This is a genomic window from Burkholderia guangdongensis (assembly GCF_013403875.1).
Taxonomy (GTDB): Bacteria; Pseudomonadota; Gammaproteobacteria; order Burkholderiales; family Burkholderiaceae; genus Burkholderia; species Burkholderia guangdongensis.
In genome coordinates this window covers 30,870-57,061 of the sequence record NZ_JACBNX010000031.1, presented here as the reverse complement: position 1 = coordinate 57,061, position 26,192 = coordinate 30,870, and the positions used below count along the sequence as shown (strand labels likewise).

Here is a 26,192-nt window from a genome sequence, read left to right as displayed (position 1 = left end):
GGGCGGCGGGGTTTTTTGCATTTTTACGCGGCCGCGCCGCGGCCCGCCGCCGCCGCGAGCTTGCGCTGCAGTTCCGGCATGATCCGCGCGACCGCCTCTTCGCCGGCGAGGATCGCCGCGTTGCGCTGATTGAAATCGCTGCCGCCCATCTGGTTCAGGTTCGGGCGGATCACGACGTCCGCATACTTGTCGAGCTCGTAGGTCTTGATCGTCTGGCCCATGATCGTGAAGGTCTGCAACAGCATCTCGATCGGGTTGTTCGTCGCGCCGCCTTCGGGGCGCGCGGAGATGTCGACGGCGATCACGAAATCCGCGCCCATCTTCTTCGCGTACGACGCCGGCACCGGGCTCACGAGGCCGCCGTCGACGTACTCGCGGTTGCCGATCGGCACCGGCTCGAACACGGACGGCACGCTGCACGACGCGCGCACCGCGAGGCCCGTGTTGCCCTGGCGGAACAGGATCGGCTGGCCGCTCCGCAGATCGGTCGCGACGATGCCGAGCGGCTTCGTCATCTTCTCGATCGGCCGGTTGGCAAGCGTCTGGTTGATGAAGTTCTGCAGCGCAACACCCTGCAGCAGGCCGCGCGAGCGGAACGGCAGCGCCCAGTCGCTGATCGACGACTCGTCCATCTTCAGCGCGAGTTCGTTGATCTTCAGCCCGCTCAACCCGGACGCGTACAGCGAGCCGACGACCGAGCCGGCGCTCGTGCCGGCGACGAGATCGATCGGAATGCCGCGCGCCTCGAGGCCCTTGAGCACGCCGATGTGCGCGAAGCCTCGCGCGGCGCCGCCGCCGAGCGCGATGCCGATCCGCACGGGCCGCGGCTGCGCGGGGTTGGCGGATGTGTTCTCGGGGCGGTTCTTTCTGCCGAATGACGTGCAGGCGGACGTGCAGGCGGCGAGGCTGACGGATGCGCACGCGATTCCGAACTGGCGGCGCGACAGGCGAGGGGACGACATCGGGGGGACTCTCCAGCTGCGGGCGGCGGGCTGCGTGCCCGCGCGCCGATACGTTCCTAAAACGACCGCGCGGCGATCCGCACGGCCGGCGCGGCGCCGGCTGGCGGCCGCGGCGCGCCCATCATAAAGCAACTGGCGTGCGCTGCGCGCGGTGGCCGGCAATGCGTGCGCGGCGGGTATAATCGCCGTTTCTTTCCGTTCCGGGCATCGGAGCGCGCGCCGCATGCACGCGCCGCCGCCGGTCCCGCGTCGATTCATTTCCGAGTGACCGTTTATGAGCCGTCCTGTCCGCACCCGCTTCGCGCCGAGTCCCACCGGGTTCATCCACCTCGGCAACATCCGCTCCGCGCTCTATCCGTGGGCGTTCGCCCGCAAGATGGAAGGCACGTTCGTGCTGCGCATCGAGGATACGGATGTCGAGCGTTCGAGCACGGAGGCGGTCGACGCGATCCTCGAGGGGATGGCGTGGCTCGGCCTCGATTTCGACGAAGGCCCGTTCTACCAGATGCAGCGGATGGACCGCTATCGCGAGGTGCTCGCGAAACTGGTCGCCGAGGGGCTCGCGTATCCGTGCTACATGTCGACCGAAGAACTCGACGCGCTGCGCGAGCGCCAGCGCGAGGCGGGCGAGAAGCCGCGCTACGACGGCACGTGGCGCCCCGAGCCGGGCAAGGTGCTGCCGCAGCCGCCGGAAGGCGTGAAGCCGGTGCTGCGCTTTCGCAATCCGCTGACGGGCACGGTCGCGTGGGACGACGCGGTGAAGGGGCGCGTCGAGATCTCGAACGAGGAACTCGACGACCTCGTGATCGCGCGTCCTGACGGCACGCCGATCTACAACTTCTGCGTGGTCGTCGACGATCTCGACATGGGGATCACGCACGTGATTCGCGGCGACGACCACGTGAACAACACGCCGCGCCAGATCAACATCCTGCGCGCGCTCGGCGGCGAGCCGCCGGTATACGCGCATCTGCCGACCGTGCTGAACGAGCAGGGCGAGAAGATGAGCAAGCGCCACGGCGCGATGAGCGTGATCGCGTACCGCGACGCCGGCTATCTGCCGGAGGCGGTCGTGAACTATCTTGCGCGTCTCGGCTGGTCACACGGCGACGCGGAGATCTTTTCGCGCGAGCAGTTCGTCGAGTGGTTCGATCTCGAGCATCTGGGCAAGTCGCCGGCGCAGTACGACCACAACAAGCTGAACTGGCTGAACAACCACTACATCAAGGAAGCGGACGTCGCGCGTATCGCGGCGCTGTCGAAGCCGTTCTTCGCGGCGCTGGGCATCGACGACGCGATGCTCGCGGCCGGTCCCGATCTCGCGGGCGTGATCGGGCTGATGAAGGATCGCGCAACGACGCTGAAGGAACTCGCGGAAGGCGCCGCGATGTTCTACCGCGCGCCGGTGCCGGAGGCCGACGCGCTCGCGCAGCATGTGAGCGACGCGGTGCGTCCGGCGCTCGCGGAGCTGGCGGCGGCACTGAAGACGGCCGACTGGAGCAAGGAGGCGATCGGCGCCGCGCTGAAGGCGACGCTCGCCGCGCACAAGCTGAAGATGCCGCAGCTCGCGATGCCGGTGCGTCTGCTGGTCGCGGGCACGACGCATACGCCGTCGATCGACGCGGTGCTCGCGCTGTTCGGCCGCGATGTCGTCGTGTCGCGGATCGAGGCGGGGCTCGCGTGAGGGGCTTCGCAAAAAGTTCGCAAAAAGGGTATTTACAGAAGCGAGATTGCCCCATATAATCTCACTTCTGTTCTGCAAGGGGGTATAGCTCAGCTGGGAGAGCGCTTGCATGGCATGCAAGAGGTCAGCGGTTCGATCCCGCTTACCTCCACCATCAGAACATCGAGTCGGTTGCGAAGCAGGGTAGTGAAAAAAATGCTTCACAAAACGATTCGAAGTAGTTAAAATTTCGGTCTTCGCTGTTGACGAAAAATTAATAGCGAAACCAGACAGATCTGAAAAGATTTTGTCCCCTTCGTCTAGAGGCCTAGGACATCACCCTTTCACGGTGAGTACAGGGGTTCGAATCCCCTAGGGGACGCCAAATTCGGCGTCGTTTCGATGAGAGGCGATGCAGCTTGCAGGGCATGACCGACGCCCGCAAGTGACGGTGCAGAAAGCTGGAGCGGTAGTTCAGTCGGTTAGAATACCGGCCTGTCACGCCGGGGGTCGCGGGTTCGAGTCCCGTCCGCTCCGCCAGAACGAAGCCCGTTCAAGACGTTTTTGAACGGGCTTTTGTATTAAAGATGTAAGCAGTACGTTGTCCCCTTCGTCTAGAGGCCTAGGACATCACCCTTTCACGGTGAGTACAGGGGTTCGAATCCCCTAGGGGACGCCAGAATTCGGCGTCGTTCGAACGACGCGCCGGCAGGACATAACCGACGCCTGCCGCGTATGAAGCAAGACTGGAGCGGTAGTTCAGTCGGTTAGAATACCGGCCTGTCACGCCGGGGGTCGCGGGTTCGAGTCCCGTCCGCTCCGCCAAAATAAAGAATGCCCGCCCTGTGCGGGCATTTTTTATTGCTTTCCTCCTTGAGTGCCCGCTTGCGGGCACGTGACTGCGGAGCGGAGGAAGCCGCCTGCGCGGCTTCCGGCGGGACTCGAAGGGATGCGCGTGCAAGCGCATCCGCGGCCTGCGGGACGTAGGCGAGTCCCGTCCGCTCCGCCAAAATAAAGAATGCCCGCCTTGTGCGGGCATTTTTTTCGCCGGTAACTTTCCCCGCACCGGATGCGTGCAAATCGTGATTGCATCCGCGCCGCGCTGAGCTATCGTGACGGAATGCGTCAACGACGACCGTGCGATGCTCGATCCCACTGACCTCCGACTCCTGTATCAGCTCCGTCCCGCGGAGCCCGGCGATTTCCCGTTTGCCGAAGCGCTGACGCACGGCAACATGGGCGGCTATTACAAGCGTCATGGCCTCGTCTGGCGCAGCGATCTGTTCTATGCGAGCTGGCGTGAGTCGGAAAACTTCATCCTCGAGGCGGACGGCGCGCGCATCGGCGTGCTGCGCGTGACCGAAGAGGGCGATTCGCTCCATATCCGCGACGTGCAGATCGCGGCCGGCCATCGCGGCCAGGGCGCCGGCACGTATCTGCTCGACATGTCGCATCGCTGGGCGCGCGCGCGCGGCCTGCGCGAACTGCAGTTGCGCGTGTTCGTCGACAATCCGGCCGCGCGGCTCTATCTGCGCATGGGCTATCGCGTCGCCGGTCCGAGGCTCGCGCAGCTCGGCGCGATCCGGCACATGGTGCGGCCGGTCTGACTCGGGATCGGGCGAGCCGCCGGCACCGCCGCGCACATGCGCAGCCCGGCGCGCGCGTCATGCCTTGTCATGCCTTGTCATACGTCTGCGCGTCGTCCCACGATGCATCGTGCTCCGACGCGATCTCGCCGCCGCGCGGCTCGTGCCCGCGCAGCATGAACGCGCGTGGACTCTCGCCGAACGCGCGCCGGAACATCGCCGAAAACGCGCTCTGGCTTTGATAGCCGAGCTCGCGCGCGATGTGCGACAGTGGGCGCCCCTGATTCAGCAGCGGAATCGCGCGCGCGAGCAGCGCCTGCTGCCGCCATTGCGAAAAGCTCACGCCGAGTTCCTGCCTGAACAGCCGCGACAACGTGCGCGTGCTCGCGCCGACCTCGCCGGCCAGATGCTCGAGCGACTCCGCGTGGGCCGGATGCGCAAGCACTGCCTCGCACAGCGCGCGCAGGCGTTTCTCGTCGGGCATCGGCACCGCGAGCGGCAGCGGCTCCGCATGGCTCAGCTCGTCGAGCACGAGCGCGTGCAGCATCCGCTCGCGCGTCGGGTTCAGGTCGCGCGCGTCGAGCGCGACGACCAGCTCGCGCAGCAGCCCCGACACCTCGACGACGCGGCACGCATCGAGCCCGTCCGGCACGATCGACGCATCGACGTACAGCGTGCGCAGATACGCATCCTCGACGATCACGACCTCGTGCGTCACATGCGGCGGCACCCAGATCGCGCGCGACGGCGGCACCATCCACGTCGTGCCGTCGGTCGCGACCCGCAACACGCCGCGCGACGCGTACGCGACCTGCGCCCACGCGTGCGTGTGCCGCGGCACGCGCACGCCGGCCGCGAGCGGGCGGGCGCGCACGCGCATCGGATGGGCGGCCGTCGGCGCGAATTCGGGCGGGATGTCGATCACGTCGATGTGCGTATCGTCGGGCATGCCGGCGGCGAGGAAGGGCGGGCTCATGGTGGTCGGGGGTGGTCGGGGGCGATCGGACGCGGCGCGCGGGTGCGGGTATGGGGGTAAGTCGCTATTGTAGAAGGGCTCGCGCGCGGCCCGCGATGGCATTTTTTCGTCTGATAATGGGGTATTCAACTCAGCCTTGCACGGGACCGGAGGCGGCGCCTGAGCGCCGGGTTCGGTCGACATTCGATCGATACGACAGGAGATGGCATGACGTTTGCGACGACCGATCTTTGCGACGCCCACGAAGACAAACTCGCGGCGGGCACGCTGCGCGTGCTCGCACCGGCGCTGCGCCCGTACGGCGGCGCGGCGCGCTTCGCCGGTCCGGCGGCGACGCTGAAGCTGTTCGAGGACAACACGCTCGTGCGCGCCGCGCTCGAAGAGGCCGGCGGCGGCCGCGTGCTCGTCGTCGATGGCGGCGGCAGCTTGCGCTGTGCGCTCGTCGGCGGCAATCTTGGCTTGCTTGCGCAGAAGAACGGTTGGGCCGGGATCGTCGTCGACGGCTGCGTGCGCGATTCGGCGGAGCTGGCCGCGTGCGACGTCGGCGTGCTCGCGCTCGCGACGCATCCGCGCAAGAGCGACAAGCGCGGTGCGGGCGTGCGCGACGTGCCGGTCACGGTGCTCGGCACGCGGATCGCGCCGGGCGAATGGATCTATGCCGATGCGGATGGCGTGCTCGTCAGCGACGCGCGGCTCGAATAATCCGACACCACACAAAACATACGGGGAAAATGCGATGCGCCATGTATTCGTCTACGGGACGTTGCGGGCCGGCGAGATCAACGACATCGGCCGGGCGGCCGCACGGCACGGCATCGCCGCGCCGGTCCTGCTCGGCTCGGTCGCGCTGGCGGGGGAACTGTACGACTTCGGGATTTGTCCGGGGATGATCGCCGGGGCCGGCGGAGGACGCGTATGGGGTGATCTGTACGCGATCGACGATCGGCTCGTGCCGGTGCTCGACGAGATCGAGCGCGTGTATCCGGGCGTCGATACGCTGTACCAGCCCGTGGAAATGGAGGTCGAGCTCAACGGCCTGCGCTACGCGTGTTTCTATTATCCGATCGCGCCGCATGCGGTCGCCGGCTTGCCGCGCATCGAATCCGGCGACTGGGTCCGGTACCGGCGCGACCGCGATCGCCTGAGCGCGTAACGTCGCGCGCCGGCGGCGCAGCAAAGCGAAAGGCGCGCCGCGGCGCGCCTTGTCATCGCATCGGGAACGCGACGCGCGGCTTGTGGCCACGCGTCGTGTTCCCGCGTTCGTCTGGCCGGCCGCGCCTAGTCGGCCGCACCTGGCCGGCCGCACCTGGCCGGCCGCACCTAGCCGGCCGCACCTAGCCGGCCGCACCTGGCCGGCCGCGTCAGATTTCCTCGTAAAGCGGCAACGTCAGGAACGCGGTGAAGTCCTCCGACGTCGACATCTTCTCGAAGATCACCGCCGCGCGCTCGTACGGCGCGGTATCGCCGCCGACCGACCGCTTCACGTTGTCGAGCTCGATCTTCGTGTACTCGCGCACCAGCTCCGCCGTCACCTTCCGGCCGTCGGCGAGCACGCCCTTCGGCGAGCGGATCCACTGCCACACCTGCGAGCGCGAGATCTCCGCCGTCGCCGCGTCTTCCATCAGGTTGTGGATCGGCACGCAGCCGTTGCCCGTGAGCCATGCGCCGAGATAGTGAATCCCGACGTTGATGTTGTTGCGCAGCCCCGCCTCGGTGATCGGCGCTTCCGGCTGGAAGTCGAGCAGGTTTTTCCCCTCGACCTGCACGTCGTCGCGCTGCTTCGCGATCTGGTTCGGCTTGTCGCCGAGCACCTTCACGAACGCCTCCATCGCGATCGGCACGAGATCCGGATGCGCGACCCAGCCGCCATCGTAGCCGTCGCCCGCGTCGCGCGCCTTGTCCGAACGCACGCCGGCCATCGCGTTGTCGTTCGCGGCCGGATCGTTCTTGATCGNGCTTGTGGCACGTCTTCAGCAGCAGCAGCGCGTACGCGCGCATGAACGGCACCGTCATCGTGATCTGCGAGCGCTCCGCGAGGCAGAAGTCGCGGTCGTTCTTGAACTTCTTGATCGCCGAGAAGATGTAGTCCCAGCGGCCCGCGTTCAGGCCCGAGCTGTGCTCGCGCAGTTCATACAGGATTTCGTCCATCTCGAACGCGGCGACGATCGTCTCGATCAGCACCGTCGCGCGGATCGTGCCGCGCGGCACCCCGACCGCATCCTGCGCGGCGACGAAAATGTCGTTCCACAGGCGCGCCTCGAGATGGCTCTCCATCTTCGGCAGATAGAAGTACGGGCCCGAGCCGCGCGCGATCAGCTCCTTCGCGTTGTGGAACAGGAACAGCGCGAAATCGAAGATGCCGCCGGACACGCGCTGGCCGTCGACCGTCACGTGCTTCTCGTCCAGATGCCAGCCGCGCGGACGCACGATCAGCGTCGCGATCCGGTCGTTGAGCGCGTAGGTCTTGCCGTTCTGCTCGAGCGAGATCGTGCGGCGCACCGCGTCCTTCAGGTTGATCTGGCCGACGATCTGGTTCGCCCAGCTCGGCGCGTTCGAATCCTCGAAGTCCGACATGTACGAATCGGCGCCGGAGTTCAGCGCGTTGATGATCATCTTGCGCTCGACCGGCCCGGTGATCTCGACGCGGCGGCACTGCAGATCGGCCGGCAGCGGCGCGACGCGCCAGTCGCCGTCGCGGATCGACTGCGTGTCGGCGAGGAAGTCGGGGCGTTCGCCGGCGTCCAGGCGCTGCGTGCGCTCGACGCGCGCGGCCAGCAGGGCCTGGCGGCGCGGCTCGAACGCGCGGTGCAGCGACGCGACGAGCGCGAGCGCGTCGGGCGTCAGGATCGTTTCGTAGCCGGGCTTGATTTCGCCGGTAATCGCCATGCCTTGCGGCAGCGTGAGCTGGGTGGTCATCAGTCGTTTCTCCTTGGTCGGTCAGTTGCGGTGGCGTTGAAGGGAGAGCGGCGGCGTTACGCGCCCGGGCCGGGGCGCGCGCGGCTTGCGCTCTTGCCGGCCGGAGCCGGCGGGTTGTCGATAAAGGAGAGCAGGTCGGCCATGCCGGAGCCGGTGCCGTCGGGCGGCGCGCCGAGTTCCTCGGCGGGGGCGCCGGTGCGGTTCAACCAGAACGTCGTATAGCCGAACCACGCGGCGCCCGCCACGTCCCAGCCGTTCGACGATACGAACAAGAAGTCGCGCGGATTCCCCCCGAACGCGTCGGTGCCGAGTGCGTACGCGGCCGGGCACGGCTTGTACGAACGCACTGCGTCGACCGACAGCACGCGGTCGAACAGGCCGGTCATCCCGGCGCTCTTGACCCCGATGTCGAGCATCTGCGGATTGCCGTTCGACAGGATCGCGAGCGACGGGCGCGGCGTGCGCGCGCGCAGCCGGCGCAGCGCGGGCACGGTGTCGGGATAGGTCGACAGACACGCGTATTCGTCCATCAGCCGCTTCTCGGCCGCGCGGTTCAGCGCGAGGCCGAGCGAGCGCGTCGCGAAGCGCAGCGCGTCGAGCGTGACGTCCCAGAACGGGCGATAGCGCGCGCCGCCCGGATCGGCGAGCGTGCGCAGTTGCGAGTATTCGAGTTGCTTGCGGCGCCAGAGCTGCGACAGTCGATCCCCGTGGCCGGGGAACATCTGCTCGGCGGCCGCGACGACGGCGTGCACGTCGAACAGCGTGCCGTATGCGTCGAACAGGATCGCGTGGGGAAAAGGTGTCGTTGTGGCCGACATAGCCGTGCGCTCCATCTTTCAGAGGTCGGGATCGATTCTATTCGTGATCACCTTCACTAAAAAAGACGCTAATCATCACTTGATCTTTTACTTTTGAGTACCTAATCTGGCGCCACTTCAGTCAATCCGGCGGGGGCGGAGGCCGCTCGCGACGTTCATGGACCGGTTCAAACAGATCGAAACGTTCGCCGCGGTCGCGGCGAAAGGCAGCCTGTCGGCGGCGGCGCACGCGGAAGGGGTCGCGCCCGCCATCGTCGGCCGTCGCCTCGACGCGCTCGAGGAGCGGCTCGGCGTGAAGCTGCTCGTGCGCACGACGCGCAAGCTGACGCTGACCTTCGAGGGCTCCGCGTTTCTCGAGGATTGCCAGCGCATCATCAACGACATGCAGAACGCGGAGGCGAGCGTGTCCGCGGGCGGGGTCAAGGCGAGCGGGCATCTGCGGATCACCGCGCCGGCGGGGTTCGGCCGGCGGCACGTCGCGCCGGTCGTGCCCGAATTCACGGCTGCGCATCCGGACGTGTCGGTGACGCTCGATCTGTCCGACCGGATGGTCGATCTCGTGAACGAGGGCTTCGACTGCGCGGTGCGGCTCGGCGAGCTGCCGGATTCGTCGCTCGTGTCGCTGAGGCTCGGCGAGAACCGGCGCGTGTGCGTCGCGGCGCCCGATTATCTCGCGCGGCGCGGCACGCCGGCCACGCTCGCCGAACTCGCGGACCACAACTGCCTCGCGCTCGCGGCGAGCGCGAACCAGCAGCGCGGCTGGGCGTTCCAGGAGGACGACAAGGTCGTGTCGATCCGCGTGAGCGGGACGATGGAATGTTCGGACGGTGTGGTGCTCCACGAATGGTGTCTGGCCGGGCACGGCCTCGCGTGGCGCTCGTGGTGGGAGGTCGGCGCCGACATCGCGGCGGGCCGCCTCGTCAGCGTGCTCGACGCGTTCGCGGCGCCGCCGATCGGCATCCACGCGGTGTTTCCGCAGCGGCGCCATCTGCCGCTGCGCGTAAGGCTCTTTCTCGACTATCTGAAGCACACGTACGAGCAGCCGGGGTACTGGGGCTAAATGCTGGGGCTGAATGCGGGGGCTGAACGCGGGGGCTGAATCGACCCCGCGTCCGCGCGTTTCCGATATGAGGACGAACCCGCTGCCCGGGCCGGCGGCGCGTTTTCTCACACTACAATCGAAGCTGGAACCCCGGGCGCGCGGCCGCCGCGGCCCGAGACGGCGCGGCGCGCGGCGTTCGATTGCCGATGGAGGCCGCGATGTTCAAGCACATCCTCGTTCCCACCGACGGCTCCGACCTGTCGAAGAAGGCGATCGACGGCGCGATCGACCTGGCCCGCGCGGTCGGTGCGCGCGTGACCGCGTATGCGTGCCTGCCGCAGTATCCGTATTCGCCGTTTTCCGAAGTGATCATCGAGCCGCCCGCCGATTTCCGCACGCGCAGCGAGCGCGAGGCGCGCACGCATCTCGACGAGGTCGAGGCCGCCGCGCGGCAGGCGGGCGTCACGTGCGACACGTGGACGAGCGTGCATCCGTCGCCGTATCTGGGGATCATCGAGGCGGCGGAGCGGGGCGGCTGCGACGTGATCTTCATGGCGTCGCACGGGCGGCGGGGGCTCGGCAGCCTGCTGATCGGCAGCGAGACCCAACGTGTGCTGACCCACACGAAAATTCCGGTGATCGTCTATCGCTAGCTCGCCGCGTGCCGCGGAAAAGCCGCGCGCCGGTCATGGCCGGCGCGCTGTATCGATGCGGTCCTCGCTCGGACCGCCTCCTGCTTACGCGACCCGCTTGCCGCCGTCGAAGAACTGCTCGTCTTCGGTCGAGCCGTGCAGCGCGGTCGTCGACGCGTCGCGCTCGACCGTCTGCGTGACCGCGTCGAAGTAGCCGGTGCCGACTTCGCGCTGGTGCTTGACCGCGGTGAAGCCCTTGTCGGCGGCCGCGAACTCGGCCTGCTGCAGCTCGACGAACGCGCTCATCTGCTGGCGGGCGTAGCCGTGCGCGAGGTTGAACATCGAGTAGTTCAGCGCGTGGAAGCCGGCCAGCGTGATGAACTGGAACTTGTAGCCCATCGCGCCGAGCTCCTTCTGGAACTTCGCGATCGTCGCGTCGTCGAGGTTCTTCTTCCAGTTGAACGACGGCGAGCAGTTGTACGACAGCATCTTGCCCGGGAACTGCTTGTGGATCGCTTCCGCGAACTTCTTCGCGTATTCGAGATCCGGCTTGCCGGTTTCGCACCAGATCAGGTCCGCGTACGGCGCGTAGGCCAGACCGCGCGAGATTGCCTGCTCGAGGCCCGGCTTCGTGCGGAAGAAGCCTTCGACCGTGCGCTCGCCCGTCAGGAACGGCTTGTCGTTGTCGTCGATGTCGGACGTGATCAGGTCGGCGGCTTCCGCGTCGGTGCGCGCGATCAGCACGGTCGGCGTGCCCATCACGTCGGCGGCGAGACGCGCGGCCGTCAGCTTGCCGACGTTTTCACGCGTCGGGACGAGCACCTTGCCGCCCATGTGGCCGCACTTCTTCACCGATGCGAGCTGATCTTCGAAGTGCACGCCCGATGCGCCCGCCTCGATCATCGCCTTCATCAGCTCGAACGCGTTCAGCACGCCGCCGAAGCCGGCTTCCGCGTCAGCGACGATCGGCGCGAAGAAATCGACGTAGCCTTCGTCGCCCGGGTTCTTGCCCTCGGACCACTGGATCTGGTCGGCGCGCGTCAGCGTGTTGTTGATGCGCTTCACGACGAGCGGCACCGAGTTCGCCGGGTACAGCGACTGGTCCGGGTACATTTCGCCCGCGACGTTCGCGTCGCCGGCCACCTGCCAGCCGGACAGGTAGATCGCCTTCAGGCCGGCCTTCACCTGCTGCATCGCCTGGTTGCCGGTCAGCGCGCCGAGCGCGTTGACGAACGGCTCGTCGTTCACGAGGCTCCACAGCTTCTCGGCGCCGCGCTTCGCGAGCGTGTGCTCGACCTGGATCGAGCCGCGCAGGCGAATCACGTCTTCAGCGGAATAGTTGCGCGTGATGCCCTTCCAGCGCGGATCCGTTTCCCATTGCTTCCGCAGTTCCTGTGCCTGTTGCTGACGCGACATGATGAGCTCCTTGAAGTGGGTGTTGCCTGATCGCGGTGGTGTCTTTCACGAAGCCGGTTGAGTGGGTTCCGTTTCGTGAAGTCTTGTATAAGAGTCTAGGCAAATCCGAGGGCGCGCAACAAAGGCTTTCGTGCAGGCGTTTGAAAATATTAGTCTTTATAAATCAATTATATAAGTTCAGTGTTTCACGATGAGAAACGATTTTTTCTATCCCGCAATGCCAGGCCTTGTGCCGCGCAGCATGTATTTTTACAGAGCAAAAAAATTTTCCGCATCGTGAAAAATCGGGTGGATCAAAAAAAACCGGCGCGAGTGCGCCGGTCGGATGAGGGTGCGAGGTCGCGGACCGCCGGAATGCGCGGTCCGCGTGACCGTCACGACGCGGAATTGCTGCGTCGCGGGCCGCCGCGCTGACCGTCGGTGCGGCGCGCGTAGCCGTCGCGGCTGCCGGCGGGCTTGCCGCCCCAGCTACCATTGCCGCCGCCACCGTGACGGCTGCTGCCGTTGCCGCCGCTGCCCGGCTTGCCGCCGAAGCGTCGGCCGCCGTTGCCGTTGCCGCCGCCCGGACGGCCACGGCCCGGTGCGCCGGTGCGCGCCGGCGGCGCCTTGCGCGGCTCGAAGCCTTCGATCACGTTGACCGGCAGCGGCGCGCGCACGAAGCGCTCGATCCGCTTCAGCGCGCCTTGCTCCGCGTGATGCACGAGGCTCACCGCGGTGCCGGAACGGCCCGCGCGGCCCGTGCGGCCGATCCGGTGCACGTAGTCTTCCGCGAACTTCGGCAGGTCGTAGTTGAACACGTGCGTGATGCCCGGGATGTCGATCCCGCGCGCGGCGACGTCGGTCGCGACCAGCACGCGCACGCGGCGCTCGCGCAGCGCGCGGATCGTGCGGTTGCGCGCGCCTTGCGGCAGATCGCCGTGCAGTGCGGCCGACTCGAAGCCCGCGTCGGCGAGCTTGCCGGCGAGCTGGTCCGCGTCGATCTTCGTCGCGGTGAAGATGATCGCCTGATCGAGCGCGCTATCGCGCAGCAGGTGATCGAGCAGGCGATCCTTGTGGTCGCGGTCGTCGACGTAATGCACCGTCTGCGCGATGTTCGTGCGCGACTCGAGGCGCTGCTGGATCTCGATGCGTTCCGGATCCTTCAGCAGGCGGCCCGTCAGCGAGCCGATCTTGCCGTCGAGCGTTGCCGAGAACAGCATCGTCTGGCGCGATTCGGGTGTGGCGGCGACGATCGTCTCGATGTCGTCGATGAAGCCCATGTCGAGCATCCGGTCGGCTTCGTCGAGCACGAGCATCTTCAGCTCGGACAGGTCGATGCGGCCGCGTTCGAGGTGGTCGAGCAGGCGGCCCGGCGTCGCGACGAGGATTTCCGGGTTCTTCGCGAGCAGCATCAGCTGCTGGCCGTACGCGACGCCGCCGAGGATGCTGACCGTGCGCAGGCGCTTCAGATGCTTGCCGTACGTCGACGCGGCGGTCGTCACCTGCATCGCGAGCTCGCGGGTCGGCGTCAGCACGAGGAGGCCGGGACGCGCGACCGGCTGCGGGCGGCGGGCGCGGCGATCGCCGTTGAACGGCTCGCGCGGCGCGCGCGGCTGCTGCGCTTGTGCCTTCTGCAGTTGCGCGAAGCGCTCGATCGCCGGCAGCATGAACGCCGCCGTCTTGCCGGAACCGGTCGGGCTCGACACGAGGAGGTCGCGGCCCGCGATGCCGGCCGGAATCGCGCGCTGCTGGACCGGCGTCGGCTTCACATAGCCGGCGGCTTCCAGCGCGGAGACGATCTCCGGCGACAGCCCGAGCGACGCGAAACTCGGTTCGTCCGACGGGGCGGCCGGGGCGGCGGCGGGAAGACCTGCGGCCGGGGCTGCGTCGAGACCGAGCGCCTGATCGGCGATCACGTTGAGCGGGCTGGTGGAGTTGCTCGAAGTCATAACAATCCTTGAAACACAGTGGGTCAAACGTCGGCGCCAATCGCGCATACCCAAGTCGTCGGATTCATCGAGCAAATCGGGAAACGGGGCAATCCGCCAGTAGGCTGGCGGATGGGGCATTAGAAGCTGTTTTTGGTGCGGCGCGCCGTGAGGCGGATGCCGCCAGCCTGATAATTGACGGCCAGCGAGGCCGAAGCAGGAGGGGACAGGTTCTAAACCGGATTGGAGCTACACGCTACGTGGCGTCGAGGCCGGATCGGCTAGTTGACCGAGTGTGGCGGGTGACGCAGCCGAGATTATAGAGACTTTTGCTGCGCTGCGCCACCCGCATTTTCGAGGAGCGGTGACTCAGGACGCAGTGCCGTTCTTCAGCGACTCGACGAGCGCGACGTACTGCTCTTTCGCCGCGTCGGACGTCGTGCCCTTCAGCGCATCCCACGCGTCGTACTTGTACTTGCCGACGATGTCGGTGAAGCCCGGCTTGTCGCCGTGGGCGTCGCCGTCGGTCGCCTGCTTGAAGAGCGCGTAGAGGCGCAGGAGCGTCAGGTTGCCCGGACGCTCGGTCAGTTGCTTCACGGCTTCCTGGGCCTGGCTGAACTGGGCGGTGATATCGCTCATCGGGTTTCTCCGTCAAGGGTTTCGAGTGCGGCGATGTTAGCAAGCGCGCCCGCGCGGCGGGGGCGAGCGATTCCTCCAAACGGCCGGGCCGCTCGCGCGTGCGCGCGCTTCGGCGCCGATCGCCCGTCATGGCGGGGCGTCGCATTACAATGTCGGCCATGACGCAAACAGTACTCCTCGCCATCGATACGTCGACCGAATACTGCTCGGTCGCGCTGCTGCGCTCGGCCGACGCCGCCGACGCCGTTTCTTCCCTCCAGAGCTGGGTCCGCCATGAGCGGACGGGCGCCGTGTCGAGCACGCGCGTGCTGCCGGCGATTCGCGAACTGTTCGACGAATCCGGGCTCTCGCTTGCCGACTGCGACGCGATCGCGTTCGGCGCCGGCCCCGGCTCGTTCACCGGGCTGCGCACCGCGACCGGCATTACGCAGGGGCTCGCGTTCGGGGGCGGGCTGCCGGTCGTGCCGGTCGGCACGCTGCTCGCGTGCGCGGAGCACGCGCGGCTGCGCGCGCCGCGGACCGCGCGCGTACTCGCCGCGCTCGATGCGCGGATGGATGAGGTCTACTGGGCCGACTACGCGTGGGACGACGCGGCCGGCGACTGGCGCGTGCTGCATCCGGCCGCGCTCGACGCGCCCGGCGCGGTCGGGGTGCCGGATGCGCCGTTCACGCTGGCGGGCAACGCGGCGGCCGCGTTTGGCGCGAAGCTGCCGGCGGCCGCGCAGGCGGCGGCGATCGACGCCGACGCACTGCCGCACGCGCTGCCGATCGCGCACGTCGCGCTGCGCGCGTATCGGGCCGGACGCACGGTGCCGGCCGACCGCGCGGCGCCGGAATACGTGCGCGACAAGGTCGCGCAGACCACGGCGGAACGGCTCGCCGCGCGCGCGGGAGCGCCGCGATGACCGGCGTGCTGCTGAGCGACCGCTATCTGGCGCCGATGACGGACGCGGATCTCGACGAAGTCGTCGAGATCGAGCGCGCCGCGTACGAATTCCCGTGGAGCCGCGGCAACTTCGAGGATTCGCTGCGCAACGGCTACTTCGGCGTGTGCCTGCGCCACGTGACGGGCGCGCTGCTGGGCTACTGCGTGCTGATGCCGGTCGTCGACGAGATGCATCTGCTGAACGTCTGCGTCGCGCCCCACGCGCAATGCACGGGCGCGGGGCTCGCGCTGCTGCGCGAGGCGACGCGGATCGCGCGCGCGGAGCGCCTCGACGGCATGCTGCTCGAGGTGCGGCCGTCGAATCCGCGCGCGATCCGGCTCTACGAGCGCTTCGGCTTCGTGACGATCGGGCGGCGCAAGAATTACTATCCGGCCCGGCATCGCGGCCGCGAGGACGCGATCGTGATGCGTCTGACGTTCAACGACGAAGGAGGCGGGCATGGCGTGGGCTGAAGCGGCGCTCGAGGAACTGGGGCTCGCGCAGATCTGGGTGCGGCGCGGCGGGCCTCCGGGCGATCGGGAGGCGACGGTTGCGCGCGTGGTCGACGCGCCGGAAAACGCGACGCCGCCCGCCGCGAGCCCGAATGTGGACGCGGAGGCGCTCGAAGTCGACACGGCTGCGCCGCGCGAGGCGAGCGACGCGCGCGAAGCTAGCGACGTGCGCGACGCGCGCGAAGTGGGCGAAGTGGGCGAAGTGCCCGACGCGGCACCCTCCGCGCTCCGCGCCCCGCGCACCGAATCCGAGCCCGCGCTCGAGGACGACTATGGATGGTTCGACGCTCCGCTGCCGGCCGACACTGCGCCGCGCGTCGACACGGTGCCGCTCGTCGACGCGCGCGACGCGGCGCCATCGATCGCCGAGCTCGACTGGGACACGCTCGCCGCCCGCGTCGCCGACTGCACGCGCTGCCGCCTGTGCGAGAAGCGGACCAACACGGTATTCGGCGTTGGCGACCGCCACGCCGACTGGATGCTGATCGGCGAGGCGCCCGGCGAGAACGAGGACAAGCAGGGCGAGCCGTTCGTCGGCCAGGCCGGCAAGCTGCTCGACAACATGCTGCAGGCGCTGTCGCTGAAGCGCGGCGAGAACGTCTATATCGCGAACGTGATCAAGTGCCGCCCGCCCGGCAACCGCAATCCGGAGCCGGACGAAGTCGCGCGCTGCTCGCCGTATCTGCAGCGGCAGGTTGCGCTCGTGAAGCCGAAGCTGATCGTCGCGCTCGGCCGCTTCGCCGCGCAGACGCTGCTGAACAGCGACTCGAGCATCGCGTCGATGCGCGGCCGCGTGCACGAATACGAAGGCGTGCCGGTCGTCGTCTCCTATCACCCCGCGTATCTGCTGCGCAGCCTGCAGGACAAGTCGAAGGCGTGGGCCGACCTCTGCCTCGCGCGCGATACGTTCCGTGAGGCGGCCAGCCGTGGGGCGGCCGGTAGTGCGGCGGCCGGTAGCGAGGTGGCTGGTAGCGAGGTGGCTGGTAGCGAGGCGGCCGGTAGCGACGCGTCGGACCCGCCGGACGACGCAGCCAGACGATGACCGCCGGCGCCGCGCTGCCGTTCGTCGACACGCTCCGCCACGCGGCGGTCCGCGATCTCGCGTGGCTGCTCGCGAGCCCGGGCCTGCTGAGCGCGGCGCCCGGCGCGCCGCTCGCCGCGCCCTGGGACGACGATGCGGCGCGCGACGCCGCATTCGGATGGCTCGCCGCGCTCGACGCGGCGCCCGCGCCGCTGCACCACGCGCTCGAAGGGCTGCGGCCGGTGCGGCTCGGCCGTTATGCCGAATGCCTGCTCGAATACTTCCTCACGCATGGGCCGGTGCTGCGGCTCGTCGTCGCGAATCTGGCGCTGCGCAGCAACGGGCAGACGCTCGGTGAAGTCGATTTTCTCGTCGATGCGCCCGGCGGACGCCGGCTGCACTGGGAGCTCGCGGTCAAGTGCTATCTGTACGCGTCGCCGCGCGGCGCTGATCCGGTTGGGCCAGCGTCGCTCGCGGACTTCGTCGGGCCGAATCTCGTCGACCGCTTCGACCGCAAGCGTGCGCGGCTGATCGATCATCAATTGCGCCTCGGCGAGCGCGCCGCGTTTGCGTCGCTCGGCTACGGCGCGCCGAGCGCCGCGCAGATGTTCGTGAAGGGCTGGTTGTTCTATCCGGTCGATGCGCCGGTGCCGTGCGTCGCCGCGGAGATCGCGCCCGACCATTCGCGCGGCTTCTGGGTCACGCATGCGCAGTGGCCCGCGTGGGCCGCCGCGCAGCGCGACGCCGGTTGGGCGGTGCTGCCGCGGCTCGCGTGGCTCGCGCCGCGCCGCATCGACGCCGGTGTGAGCGTGGGCGCGGTGCCCGAGTCGTTCGGCGACGCGGCCAGCGTGCCGGGGGCGCTCGCCGCGCGTCAGGCGCCGGCGCTGATCGGCGTGTTCCGGCCGGACGGCGAAGGCGGCGCGTGGCGGGAAACCGCGCGCGGCTTCGTCGTGCCGGACGACTGGCCAGCGCGGGCGGCCGCGTTCGCGGCGAGCTGAGGCCCGGGGCACGGCCAACTCACGGCCTGCTCAACGCCGACTCAAGGCCGACTCAAGGCCCGCTCAAGAACCGCTCAAGAACCGCTCAAGAACCGCTCAAGAACCGCTCAAGAACCGCTCAAGAACCGCTCAAGAACCGCAGCGAAGTGCCGTTGCGCGTGCACCGAGACGACGCAGACGCGACTTATCACCACCAGCGATAAAAGTGATGGACCGGGCCGACGCCGTGGCCGACGTCGAGCCGGCCGCTCGCGGCGATCGCGTCGGTCAGGTACGCCTTCGCGGCGCGGACCGCGCTTTCGAGATCGGGCGACTGCGGCAGCAGCGCGGCGATTGCCGACGACAGCGTGCAACCGGTCCCGTGCGTGTTGCGCACCGGCACGCGCACGCCGTCGAGCCGCACCGCGCGCGTCGCGTCGACGAGCCAGTCGGGGCTCACGGCAGCGTCGGGCAGGTGGCCGCCTTTCATCAGCACCGCGCGCGCGCCGGCCTGCACGAGCGCTTCGCCGTGCCGGACCATCTCGTCCTCGGTCTCGGCCGGCTGCACGCCGAGCAGCGCGCCCGCCTCGGGCAGGTTCGGCGTGACGACGCTCGCGAGCGGCAGCAGCTCGCCGCGCAGCGCGTCGACCGCGTCGGGCGCGAGCAGCGCGTGTGCGCTCTTCGAGATCATCACGGTGTCGAGCACGACGAAGCGGGGCGCATAGCGTCGTAGCGCGTCGGCGACCGCGCGCACGATCGACGCGTTCGCGAGCATGCCGATCTTCACCGCGTCGATCCGGATATCGCCGAACACCGCGTCGAGCTGCGCGGCGACGAACGCGGCGTCGGGCGCATGCACGCCGGTCACGCCCCGCGTGTTTTGCGCGGTCAGCGCGGTGATCGCGCTCGCGCCGTAGGCGCCGAGCGCGGAGACCGTCTTCAGGTCGGCCTGGATGCCGGCGCCGCCGCCGGAATCGGAGCCGGCGATCGTCAGTACGTTGGGAATCGGGTGCGTCATGGTGGCGGCGCGCCGGCTCCCGGGAGTCGGCGCGGACAAATGAAACGGGACGAAGGAAACAGTGTAAGCGGGATCAGTGCTTCGATTCGCCGATCAGCGCGACCGAATCGAACTGGCGCTGGTTCGCCTGGTGGCGGCGCATCACGAGCCACATCGTCAGGCACACGAACGTGCCGAACAGCACGATCACGACGCCGACCGGTACGTCGAGCCACACGAGCACCGCATACAGGCACAGCATCACGAGCACCGACAGGTTCTCGTTGAAGTTCTGCACCGCGATCGAATGGCCGGCGGACAGCAGCACGTGGCCGCGATGCTGGAGCAGCGCGTTCATCGGCACAACGAAGTAGCCGGACAGCGCGCCGACGACCATCAGGAACAGATACGCGATCACCAGATAGATGGGCACGCGCATGTGCGCGACGTGAAGCACCCAGTTCGACGGAAACAGATGGCGCGTGTAGAACGCCATCAGCATCACAGCGATCCCCATCATGATGCCGACGGGCAGCACGCTCAGCGACTTCTTCAGCGGAATCCGGCCCGCGGCCGCGATCGCGCCGGCCGCGACGCCGACTGCGACGACCGCCTGCAGCAGCGCGCCTTCGGACAGCGACATCCCGAGCGACACCTCGGCCCACTTCAGCACGATGAACTGCAGCGTCGCGCCGGCGCCCCAGAACAGCGTCGTGACCGCGAGCGAGATCTGGCCGAGCTTGTCGCGCCACAGCGCGAGGAAGCAGTCGGCGAAATCGGTGACGAGCTTCATCGGGCCGTGCTGCTGCTTCGGATAGCGCGCGCCGGTGTCGGGGATGCGCAGGTTGAAGGCCGCGGCGATCACGTAGATCGCCATGATCACGAGCATCGCGGCCTCGGCCGGCGTGTTGATCGACGGCGGCGTGTGCCTGAGCACGTGCTCGGCGATGTGCGGGCTGATCAGCGCGCCGCCGAGCACGGTGCCGAGGATGATCGAACCAACGGTCGTGCCTTCGATCCAGCCGTTCGCGGCGACGAGCTTATCGGCGGGCAGCAGCTCGGTCAGAATCCCGTACTTCGCGGGCGAATACGCGGCGGCGCCGAACCCGACGATCCCGTACGCGAACAGCGGATGCGCGCCGACGAGCATGATGATGCAGCCGACGACCTTGATCGAGTTCGTGATGAACATCACGCGGCCTTTCGGACGGGAATCGGCGAACGCGCCGACGAACGCTGCGAGCACGACGTACGACAGTACGAAGAACAGCTTCAGCAGCGGGGTCATCCAGTTCGGAGCGTGGAGGTCTTTCAGCAGGGCGATGGCGGCGATGAGGAGCGCATTGTCGGCCAGCGACGAGAAAAACTGCGCGGCCATGATGGTGTAAAAACCTTTTTTCATCTGAAGCGATGCGTGCCTCGCTACGGCGTGGCCGGGAAGGCCGCCGGGTATGGCGATCGGCTTATTCCGTTCGAAATGGGTTGTGCGCACGGCTTTATAACACGAAAATACGACAATCCGACTAGCAAGATTCCCCGATCGTTCCGCGAATCGTTGCACAACTATGCGGCTTCGGCGCTCAAAAGGCGCGGTAAGCCGATGATTCGCAAGCGTCTTTACCTACACTGCCCATGCCGCGCCCGATTTCCGCCACGATCCATACCGCCGCCCTCGCGAACAATCTCTCCGTCGTCCGCCGCCACGCCGGCCAGTCCAAGGTCTGGGCGGTCGTCAAGGCGAACGCCTACGGGCACGGCCTCGCGCGCACGTTCCCGGGCCTGCGCGGCACCGACGGCTTCGGCCTGCTCGATCTCGACGAGGCCGTGAAGCTGCGCGAGCTCGGCTGGGCCGGCCCGATCCTGCTGCTCGAAGGCTTCTTCCGGTCGACCGACATCGACGTGATCGACCGCTACAGCCTCACGACGACGATCCACAACGACGAGCAGATGCGCATGCTCGAGATGGCGCGGCTGTCGAAGCCCGTCAACGTGCAGCTGAAGATGAACAGCGGGATGAACCGCCTCGGCTACGTGCCCGAGAAGTTCCGCGCCGCGTGGGAGCGTGCGCGCGCGTGTCCGGGGATCGGCCAGATCACGTTGATGACCCATTTCTCGGACGCCGACAGCGAGCGCGGCGTCGCCGATCAGATGGCCGCGTTCGAGCGCGGTGCCGAGCACATCGCCGGCGCGCGCAGCCTCGCGAACTCGGCGGCCGTGCTGTGGCACCCGGCAACCCACTTCGACTGGGTTCGCCCCGGGATCATCCTGTATGGCGCGTCGCCGTCCGGGCGCTCCGCGGACATCGCGGACACCGGCCTCAAGCCCGCGATGACGCTCGCATCGGAGCTGATCGCCGTGCAGACGATCGGGAAGGGCCAGACGATCGGCTACGGCTCGGCGTTTGCCGCGCATGCGTCGATGCGGATCGGCGTCGTCGCGTGCGGCTACGCGGACGGCTATTCGCGCGTCGCGCCCGAAGGCACGCCGGTGATCGTCGACGGAATCCGCACGCGGATCGTCGGCCGGGTGTCGATGGACATGATCACGGTCGACCTGACGCCGTGCCCGCAGGCGAACGTCGGCTCGCGCGTCGAGCTGTGGGGCGAGGCGCTGCCGATCGACGACGTTGCGCGTCATTGCGGGACGATCGGGTACGAATTGATGTGCGCGGTCGCCGCCCGCGTGCCGGTCCGCGCGGAATAAGGGCACTCGCGTGGCGAAACCGAAGACTGTCTACGTCTGCAGCGAATGCGGCGGCCAGACCCCGAAGTGGCAGGGGCAGTGCCCGTCGTGCCAGGCCTGGAACACGCTCGTCGAATCGGTCGAGCAGGCGCCGTCCGCGCACCGCTTCCAGTCGCTCGCGAAGCGCGCGCCGGTGCAGCGCCTGTCCGACATCGAGGCGGCCGACGTGCCGCGCTTCTCGACCGGGATCGGCGAATTCGACCGCGTGCTCGGCGGCGGGCTCGTCGCGGGCGGCGTCGTGCTGATCGGCGGCGATCCGGGGATCGGCAAGTCGACGCTGCTCCTGCAGTCGCTCGCCGGCATCGCGAGCGAGCGGCGCGCGCTCTATATCAGCGGCGAGGAATCGGCCGCGCAGATCGCGCTGCGCGCGCAGCGGCTCGCACTGCTCGACGGCGGCGCGCCGGCCGCCGAGCTGAAGCTGCTCGCGGAAATCCAGCTCGAGAAGATCCAGGCGGCGATCGACGCGGAGCGGCCCGACATCGCGGTCGTCGACTCGATCCAGACGATTTACTCGGAAGCGCTAACGTCCGCGCCGGGTTCGGTCGCGCAGGTGCGCGAGTGCGCGGCGCAGCTCACGCGGATCGCGAAGCAATCCGGCACCGCGATCATCATGGTCGGCCACGTGACGAAGGAGGGGAACCTCGCGGGCCCGCGCGTGCTCGAGCACATCGTCGACACCGTGCTCTACTTCGAAGGCGATACGCATTCGTCGTTCCGCCTCGTGCGCGCGTTCAAGAACCGCTTCGGCGCGGTCAACGAGCTCGGCGTGTTCGCGATGACCGAGCGGGGCCTGCGCGGCGTCGCGAATCCGTCCGCGCTGTTCCTGTCGCAGCACGAGCAGATCGTGCCGGGCTCGTGCGTGCTCGTCACGCAGGAGGGCACGCGGCCGCTGCTCGTCGAGGTGCAGGCGCTCGTCGACACCGCGCACGTGCCGAATCCGCGCCGGCTCGCGGTCGGGCTCGAGCAGAACCGGCTCGCGATGCTGCTCGCGGTGCTGCACCGCCACGCGGGGATTGCGTGCTTCGACCAGGACGTGTTCCTGAACGCGGTCGGCGGCGTGAAGATCGCCGAGCCGGCCGCCGACCTCGCGGTGCTGCTTTCGATCCACTCGTCGATGCGCAACAAGCCGTTGCCGAAGGGGCTGATCGTGTTCGGCGAGGTCGGCCTCGCGGGTGAAATCCGGCCATCGCCGCGTGGGCAGGAGCGGTTGCGCGAGGCCGCGAAGCTTGGCTTCACGATCGCGCTGATTCCGAAGGCGAACGCGCCGAAGCAGCCGGTCGAAGGGCTCCGGGTGATCGCGGTCGAGCGGATCGAGCAGGCGATCGACCGGGTGCGCGAGCTCGAGTGACGGCGTACTCGAATGGCGGCGTACGCCAGATCGGGCGCGCAATCCGGTGCGTAATTCGGTGCATCATCCGGCCCGTAATGGACTGTAAATATCCTGAAGGCCGCTGTAACCCGAAGGACACCGCATTTCCCTATGCTTCGACGGACTGTCGAATTGTCGAATCGCGATGCGGAAGGGAAGCATGTTGAAACGGTCTTTCGAGGCGTCCGACGCCGGGCGCGCATACAAGCTGCGAGGCTGCCGCGTGTCGGAGCCGATTCGCCCGCCGTGGGGCGGCGGCTGCCGGATCGTCGAGTGGGTCGATGCCGAGGGGCGCATCGCGCGCCGCGTGGTGGCCGAGGACGTGACCGAGGCGGAGGTTGCCGCCGCGATCCGGCGGCCGACCGAAGGGCGCCGCCACCTGATGGACGACGACGAGCAGATGCCGCGCGAGACGCTGCCGCGGCGCTGAGCAGGCGAGGTGGGCGGGCTGAGCAGACTGAGCAGGCGACATGCCCGCTCGGTCTGTCGCCCGCTCAGTCTGCTCAGCCGATCTGTTCGAGTTCCTCCTGCGCGGCGAGCCACTCCATTTCGATCGATTCGAGCCGGCCGTTGACGTCGCCGAGCGTGCGGATCGCGTCGGTCAGCTCGGTCTTGCGCGCGGCCTCGTAGCTCGCCGGATCGGCGACGAACGCGTCGAGGCGCGCCTTCTCCGCGTGCAGCTTTTCCATTTCCTTTTCGAGCTTCGCGATGCGCGTCTGTAGCGGCTTCTTCAGATGCGACAGGCGCTGCCGCAGCTCGGCTTCCTGCCGTTTCTGATCCTTGCGGTTCACGACCGGCCCGGACGATGACGCCGCCGCACTGTCGGCCTTCGCGGCCGCGCGCTGCTCGGCCGCGTGCTGGAGCAGCCAGTCGCGGTAGTCGTCGAGGTCGCCGTCGAACGGCTGCAGCCGGTGCTTGGCGACCAGCATGAACTGGTCGGTCGTCGCGCGCAGCAGATGGCGGTCGTGCGACACGAGGATCAGCGTGCCTTCGAACTGCGCGAGCGCCATCGTCAACGCATGGCGGGTTTCGAGGTCGAGGTGGTTCGTTGGCTCGTCGAGCAGCAGCAGGTTCGGCTTCTGCCAGATGATCAGCGCGAGCGCGAGGCGCGCCTTTTCGCCGCCGGAGAACGGCCCGACCGGGTGCGTCGCCATCTCGCCGGAGAAGTTGAAGCCGCCGAGGAAGTCGCGCAGCTCCTGCTCGCGCGTGTCGGGCGCGAGGCGGGCGAGGTGTGCGAGCGGCGAATCGTCCTCGCGCAGCGTCTCGAGCTGGTGCTGCGCGAAATAGCCGATCGTCAGCCCCTTGCCCTCGCGCACCGTGCCCGCGAGCGGTGCGAGCGTGCCGGCGAGCGTCTTGATCAGCGTCGACTTGCCCTGGCCGTTCGCGCCGAGCAGGCCGATGCGCTGGCCGTTCTGGATCGACAGCGACACGCGCTCGACGATCGGAATCTCTGCGCCGCCGTCCATGCCGCCGTTCGCCCGGTAGCCGCAGCGGACGTCCTCCATCACCATCATCGGGTTCGGCGCCGCGTCGGGCGTGCGGAACTCGAACGTGAACGCCGACGCGACGTGCGCGGGCGCGATCAGTTCCATCTTCTCGAGCGCCTTCATCCGGCTCTGCGCCTGCCGCGCCTTCGTCGCCTTCGCCTTGAAGCGGTCGATGAAGCTCTGCAGATGCTCGACCGTCTTCTGCTGCTTCTCGTACGCGCTCTGCTGCAGCGCGAGCTGCTGCGCGCGCAGCACTTCGAACTGCGAGTAGTTGCCGCCGTAGCGCTTCACCTGCCGGTTCTCGAGATGCAGCGTGACGTTGCAGATCGCGTCGAGGAACTCGCGGTCGTGCGAGATCACGACGAGCGTGCCGGGATAGCGGTGCAGCCAGTCTTCGAGCCAGACGATCGCGTCGAGGTCGAGGTGGTTCGTCGGTTCGTCGAGCAGCAGCAGGTCGGAGCGGCACATCAGCGCCTGCGCGAGGTTCAGGCGCATCCGCCAGCCGCCGGAGAAGCTCGACACCGGCTCGCGCGTCTGCGCGAGCGTGAAGCCGAGCCCGAGCAGCAGCGCCTCGGCGCGCGCGGGCGCGGTGTAGCCGTCGGCGTCCGCGAACGCCGCGTGCGCGTCGGCCTCGGCGGCGCCGTCATGCGCGGCCGAGGCCGCGGCGATGCGCGCCTCGATCCGGCGCAGCGCGGCGTCGCCGTCGAGCGTGTAGTCGAGCGCGGTGCGGTCGACCGCGGGCGTCTCCTGCGACACGTGCGCGATCTGCCACGACGGCGGAATCGAGAAGTCGCCGGCGTCGGCGTGCAGCTCGCCGCGCAGCACCGCGAACAGCGTCGATTTGCCGGCGCCGTTCGCGCCGATCAGGCCGGCTTTTTCGCCGGGGTTGAGCGCGAACGACGCGGCGTCGAAGAGCGGCTTGGTGCCGCGCGCGAGACTGAACTGGTTGAAACGGATCACGACGGAAGGAGTGGAGCAAAAGCGCTATTCTAAGCCGTGTGCCCGGCGCGAGGCATCGGCCGTTCGGCCAGGCCCCGCTCGCGCCCGATTTCGCCTAGACTCCACGTCGGTCCCGCTTCCGGGAAAAAGGGGAATTGCAGATGTCCAAGATCTATTCGTTCAGCGCCGAGTCGCTGGCCGGCGAGCCGGTGTCGCTCGACGCCTATCGCGGCAAGGTGATGCTGATCGTCAACACCGCGAGCGCCTGCGGGTTCACGCCGCAATACAAGGGGCTGCAGCAGCTGTACGATCGCCTCGCGGAGCAAGGCTTCGTCGTGCTGGGCTTTCCGTGCAACCAGTTCGGCGCGCAGGAGCCGGGCAATGCCGAGCAGATCGGCGCGTTCTGCGAGCGCAACTACGGCGTCACGTTTCCGATGTTCGCGAAGATCGACGTGAACGGCTTCGGCGCGCATCCGCTCTATCAGTACCTGGCCGATGAGGCGCCCGGCATCCTCGGGCTCAAGTCGATCAAGTGGAATTTCACGAAGTTTCTCGTCGACCGCGACGGCAACGTCGTCAAGCGCTATGCGCCGTCGACGCGGCCGGAGGAGATCGCCGCCGACGTCGAGAAGCTGCTCTGACGATCCGGGCCGGGCGGCGGGCGC

23 protein-coding genes, 5 tRNA genes and 1 pseudogene are annotated in these 26,192 nt (G+C 68.2%); 19 read left to right on the top strand and 10 right to left on the bottom strand.

What is annotated here, in order from left to right:
* Positions 1-23 precede the first annotated feature (23 nt).
* Positions 24-962 carry a patatin-like phospholipase family protein gene (locus tag HZI36_RS24590; protein ID WP_179405277.1) on the bottom strand — a complete coding sequence of 313 codons (939 nt, stop codon included), beginning with the start codon at positions 960-962 and terminating at the stop codon, positions 24-26.
* Between the two features lie 274 nt (positions 963-1,236).
* On the opposite strand from HZI36_RS24590, the gene gltX reads away from it, so the two are divergent.
* The 7 genes from gltX to HZI36_RS24555 all read left to right on the top strand — a co-directional run bounded on the left by gltX (position 1,237) and on the right by HZI36_RS24555 (position 4,232).
* Positions 1,237-2,646, top strand: a complete 1,410-nt coding sequence (gene gltX, locus HZI36_RS24585) for a glutamate--tRNA ligase (RefSeq protein WP_179405276.1) — start codon at positions 1,237-1,239, stop codon at positions 2,644-2,646.
* 78 nt (positions 2,647-2,724) lie between these two features.
* Positions 2,725-2,800, top strand: a tRNA-Ala gene (locus HZI36_RS24580).
* Positions 2,801-2,934: 134 nt separating this feature from the next.
* Positions 2,935-3,010: transfer RNA gene (locus tag HZI36_RS24575), tRNA-Glu, on the top strand.
* Positions 3,011-3,088: 78 nt separating this feature from the next.
* Positions 3,089-3,165, top strand: a tRNA-Asp gene (locus tag HZI36_RS24570).
* A 63-nt stretch (positions 3,166-3,228) separates the two neighbouring features.
* Positions 3,229-3,304, top strand: a tRNA-Glu gene (locus tag HZI36_RS24565).
* 69 nt (positions 3,305-3,373) lie between these two features.
* Positions 3,374-3,450 (top strand) — tRNA-Asp (locus HZI36_RS24560).
* A gap of 317 nt (positions 3,451-3,767) precedes the next feature.
* Entirely contained in the window at positions 3,768-4,232 is a 465-nt protein-coding gene (locus tag HZI36_RS24555) for a GNAT family N-acetyltransferase (RefSeq protein ID WP_179405275.1), read from the top strand.
* A gap of 67 nt (positions 4,233-4,299) precedes the next feature.
* On the opposite strand, the gene HZI36_RS24550 is transcribed toward HZI36_RS24555, so the two are convergent.
* Positions 4,300-5,160, bottom strand: coding sequence for an AraC family transcriptional regulator (locus HZI36_RS24550; RefSeq protein ID WP_179405294.1), 861 nt, complete (start codon positions 5,158-5,160; stop codon positions 4,300-4,302).
* Between the two features lie 234 nt (positions 5,161-5,394).
* On the opposite strand from HZI36_RS24550, the gene rraA reads away from it, so the two are divergent.
* Together rraA and HZI36_RS24540 are read left to right on the top strand one after the other, a co-directional pair.
* Positions 5,395-5,889 (top strand): ribonuclease E activity regulator RraA, encoded by a 495-nt coding sequence (gene rraA / locus HZI36_RS24545; protein WP_179405274.1) that lies wholly within the window; start codon positions 5,395-5,397, stop codon positions 5,887-5,889.
* Positions 5,890-5,923: 34 nt separating this feature from the next.
* The gene (locus tag HZI36_RS24540) at positions 5,924-6,340 is read left to right on the top strand and encodes a gamma-glutamylcyclotransferase family protein (protein WP_179405273.1); all 417 of its coding nucleotides are present in this window, start codon (positions 5,924-5,926) and stop codon (positions 6,338-6,340) included.
* Between the two features lie 208 nt (positions 6,341-6,548).
* Here HZI36_RS24540 and aceB read toward each other — a convergent pair.
* Positions 6,549-8,103, bottom strand: a pseudogene (aceB, locus tag HZI36_RS24535) (malate synthase A).
* A 56-nt stretch (positions 8,104-8,159) separates the two neighbouring features.
* Complete coding sequence (locus HZI36_RS24530) at positions 8,160-8,921, bottom strand: haloacid dehalogenase type II (RefSeq protein ID WP_179405272.1); 762 nt, start codon at positions 8,919-8,921, stop codon at positions 8,160-8,162.
* Positions 8,922-9,078: 157 nt separating this feature from the next.
* Between HZI36_RS24530 and HZI36_RS24525 the strand changes: the two genes are divergently transcribed.
* On the top strand, positions 9,079-9,981 hold the full coding sequence (locus tag HZI36_RS24525) for a LysR family transcriptional regulator (RefSeq protein WP_179405271.1): 903 nt from the start codon (positions 9,079-9,081) through the stop codon (positions 9,979-9,981).
* Between the two features lie 200 nt (positions 9,982-10,181).
* The gene (locus HZI36_RS24520) at positions 10,182-10,616 is read left to right on the top strand and encodes a universal stress protein (protein ID WP_179405270.1); all 435 of its coding nucleotides are present in this window, start codon (positions 10,182-10,184) and stop codon (positions 10,614-10,616) included.
* An 84-nt stretch (positions 10,617-10,700) separates the two neighbouring features.
* On the opposite strand, the gene aceA is transcribed toward HZI36_RS24520, so the two are convergent.
* The 3 genes from aceA to HZI36_RS24505 all read right to left on the bottom strand — a co-directional run bounded on the left by aceA (position 10,701) and on the right by HZI36_RS24505 (position 14,557).
* A complete protein-coding gene (gene aceA / locus HZI36_RS24515) occupies positions 10,701-12,011 on the bottom strand; it encodes an isocitrate lyase (protein WP_179405269.1) in 1,311 nt (436 codons plus the stop codon).
* A 374-nt stretch (positions 12,012-12,385) separates the two neighbouring features.
* On the bottom strand, positions 12,386-13,939 hold the full coding sequence (locus HZI36_RS24510) for a DEAD/DEAH box helicase (RefSeq protein WP_179405268.1): 1,554 nt from the start codon (positions 13,937-13,939) through the stop codon (positions 12,386-12,388).
* A gap of 348 nt (positions 13,940-14,287) precedes the next feature.
* Complete coding sequence (locus tag HZI36_RS24505) at positions 14,288-14,557, bottom strand: acyl-CoA-binding protein (RefSeq protein WP_179405267.1); 270 nt, start codon at positions 14,555-14,557, stop codon at positions 14,288-14,290.
* A gap of 149 nt (positions 14,558-14,706) precedes the next feature.
* Here HZI36_RS24505 and tsaB point away from each other — a divergent pair, with 149 nt between their 5' ends.
* The 4 genes from tsaB to HZI36_RS24485 are packed head-to-tail and all read left to right on the top strand — an operon-like array spanning position 14,707 to position 18,014.
* Entirely contained in the window at positions 14,707-15,462 is a 756-nt protein-coding gene (tsaB, locus tag HZI36_RS24500; protein ID WP_179405266.1) for a tRNA (adenosine(37)-N6)-threonylcarbamoyltransferase complex dimerization subunit type 1 TsaB, read from the top strand.
* Positions 15,459-15,956: a ribosomal protein S18-alanine N-acetyltransferase gene (gene rimI, locus HZI36_RS24495; protein ID WP_179405265.1), complete on the top strand. Its 498-nt coding sequence runs from the start codon at positions 15,459-15,461 to the stop codon at positions 15,954-15,956. The genes tsaB and rimI overlap by 4 nt, the downstream gene beginning before the upstream one ends.
* Entirely contained in the window at positions 15,943-17,037 is a 1,095-nt protein-coding gene (locus tag HZI36_RS24490; RefSeq protein WP_179405264.1) for a uracil-DNA glycosylase, read from the top strand. Before rimI ends, HZI36_RS24490 begins: the two co-directional genes overlap by 14 nt.
* Positions 17,034-18,014 carry a DUF1853 family protein gene (locus tag HZI36_RS24485; RefSeq protein WP_179405263.1) on the top strand — a complete coding sequence of 327 codons (981 nt, stop codon included), beginning with the start codon at positions 17,034-17,036 and terminating at the stop codon, positions 18,012-18,014. The genes HZI36_RS24490 and HZI36_RS24485 overlap by 4 nt, the downstream gene beginning before the upstream one ends.
* Before the next feature lie 187 nt (positions 18,015-18,201).
* Here HZI36_RS24485 and thiD read toward each other — a convergent pair whose 3' ends face one another.
* Both thiD and lplT read right to left on the bottom strand, forming a co-directional pair.
* Positions 18,202-19,011: a bifunctional hydroxymethylpyrimidine kinase/phosphomethylpyrimidine kinase gene (gene thiD, locus HZI36_RS24480; protein ID WP_179405262.1), complete on the bottom strand. Its 810-nt coding sequence runs from the start codon at positions 19,009-19,011 to the stop codon at positions 18,202-18,204.
* A gap of 73 nt (positions 19,012-19,084) precedes the next feature.
* Positions 19,085-20,392 (bottom strand): lysophospholipid transporter LplT, encoded by a 1,308-nt coding sequence (gene lplT, locus HZI36_RS24475; protein WP_179405261.1) that lies wholly within the window; start codon positions 20,390-20,392, stop codon positions 19,085-19,087.
* A 230-nt stretch (positions 20,393-20,622) separates the two neighbouring features.
* Between lplT and alr the strand changes: the two genes are divergently transcribed.
* The 3 genes from alr (at position 20,623) to HZI36_RS24460 (ending at position 23,531) form a co-directional block, all read left to right on the top strand.
* On the top strand, positions 20,623-21,693 hold the full coding sequence (alr, locus tag HZI36_RS24470) for an alanine racemase (protein WP_179405260.1): 1,071 nt from the start codon (positions 20,623-20,625) through the stop codon (positions 21,691-21,693).
* A 10-nt stretch (positions 21,694-21,703) separates the two neighbouring features.
* Positions 21,704-23,080 (top strand): DNA repair protein RadA, encoded by a 1,377-nt coding sequence (gene radA / locus HZI36_RS24465; RefSeq protein ID WP_179405259.1) that lies wholly within the window; start codon positions 21,704-21,706, stop codon positions 23,078-23,080.
* A 166-nt stretch (positions 23,081-23,246) separates the two neighbouring features.
* On the top strand, positions 23,247-23,531 hold the full coding sequence (locus HZI36_RS24460) for a DUF2866 domain-containing protein (protein WP_425485296.1): 285 nt from the start codon (positions 23,247-23,249) through the stop codon (positions 23,529-23,531).
* Positions 23,532-23,604: 73 nt separating this feature from the next.
* Here the strand turns inward: HZI36_RS24460 and HZI36_RS24455 are convergent, their stop codons facing one another.
* On the bottom strand, positions 23,605-25,548 hold the full coding sequence (locus HZI36_RS24455; protein WP_179405257.1) for an ATP-binding cassette domain-containing protein: 1,944 nt from the start codon (positions 25,546-25,548) through the stop codon (positions 23,605-23,607).
* A 140-nt stretch (positions 25,549-25,688) separates the two neighbouring features.
* On the opposite strand from HZI36_RS24455, the gene HZI36_RS24450 reads away from it, so the two are divergent.
* Positions 25,689-26,168 (top strand): glutathione peroxidase, encoded by a 480-nt coding sequence (locus HZI36_RS24450; protein WP_179405256.1) that lies wholly within the window; start codon positions 25,689-25,691, stop codon positions 26,166-26,168.
* The last annotated feature ends 24 nt before the right edge of the window (positions 26,169-26,192 follow it).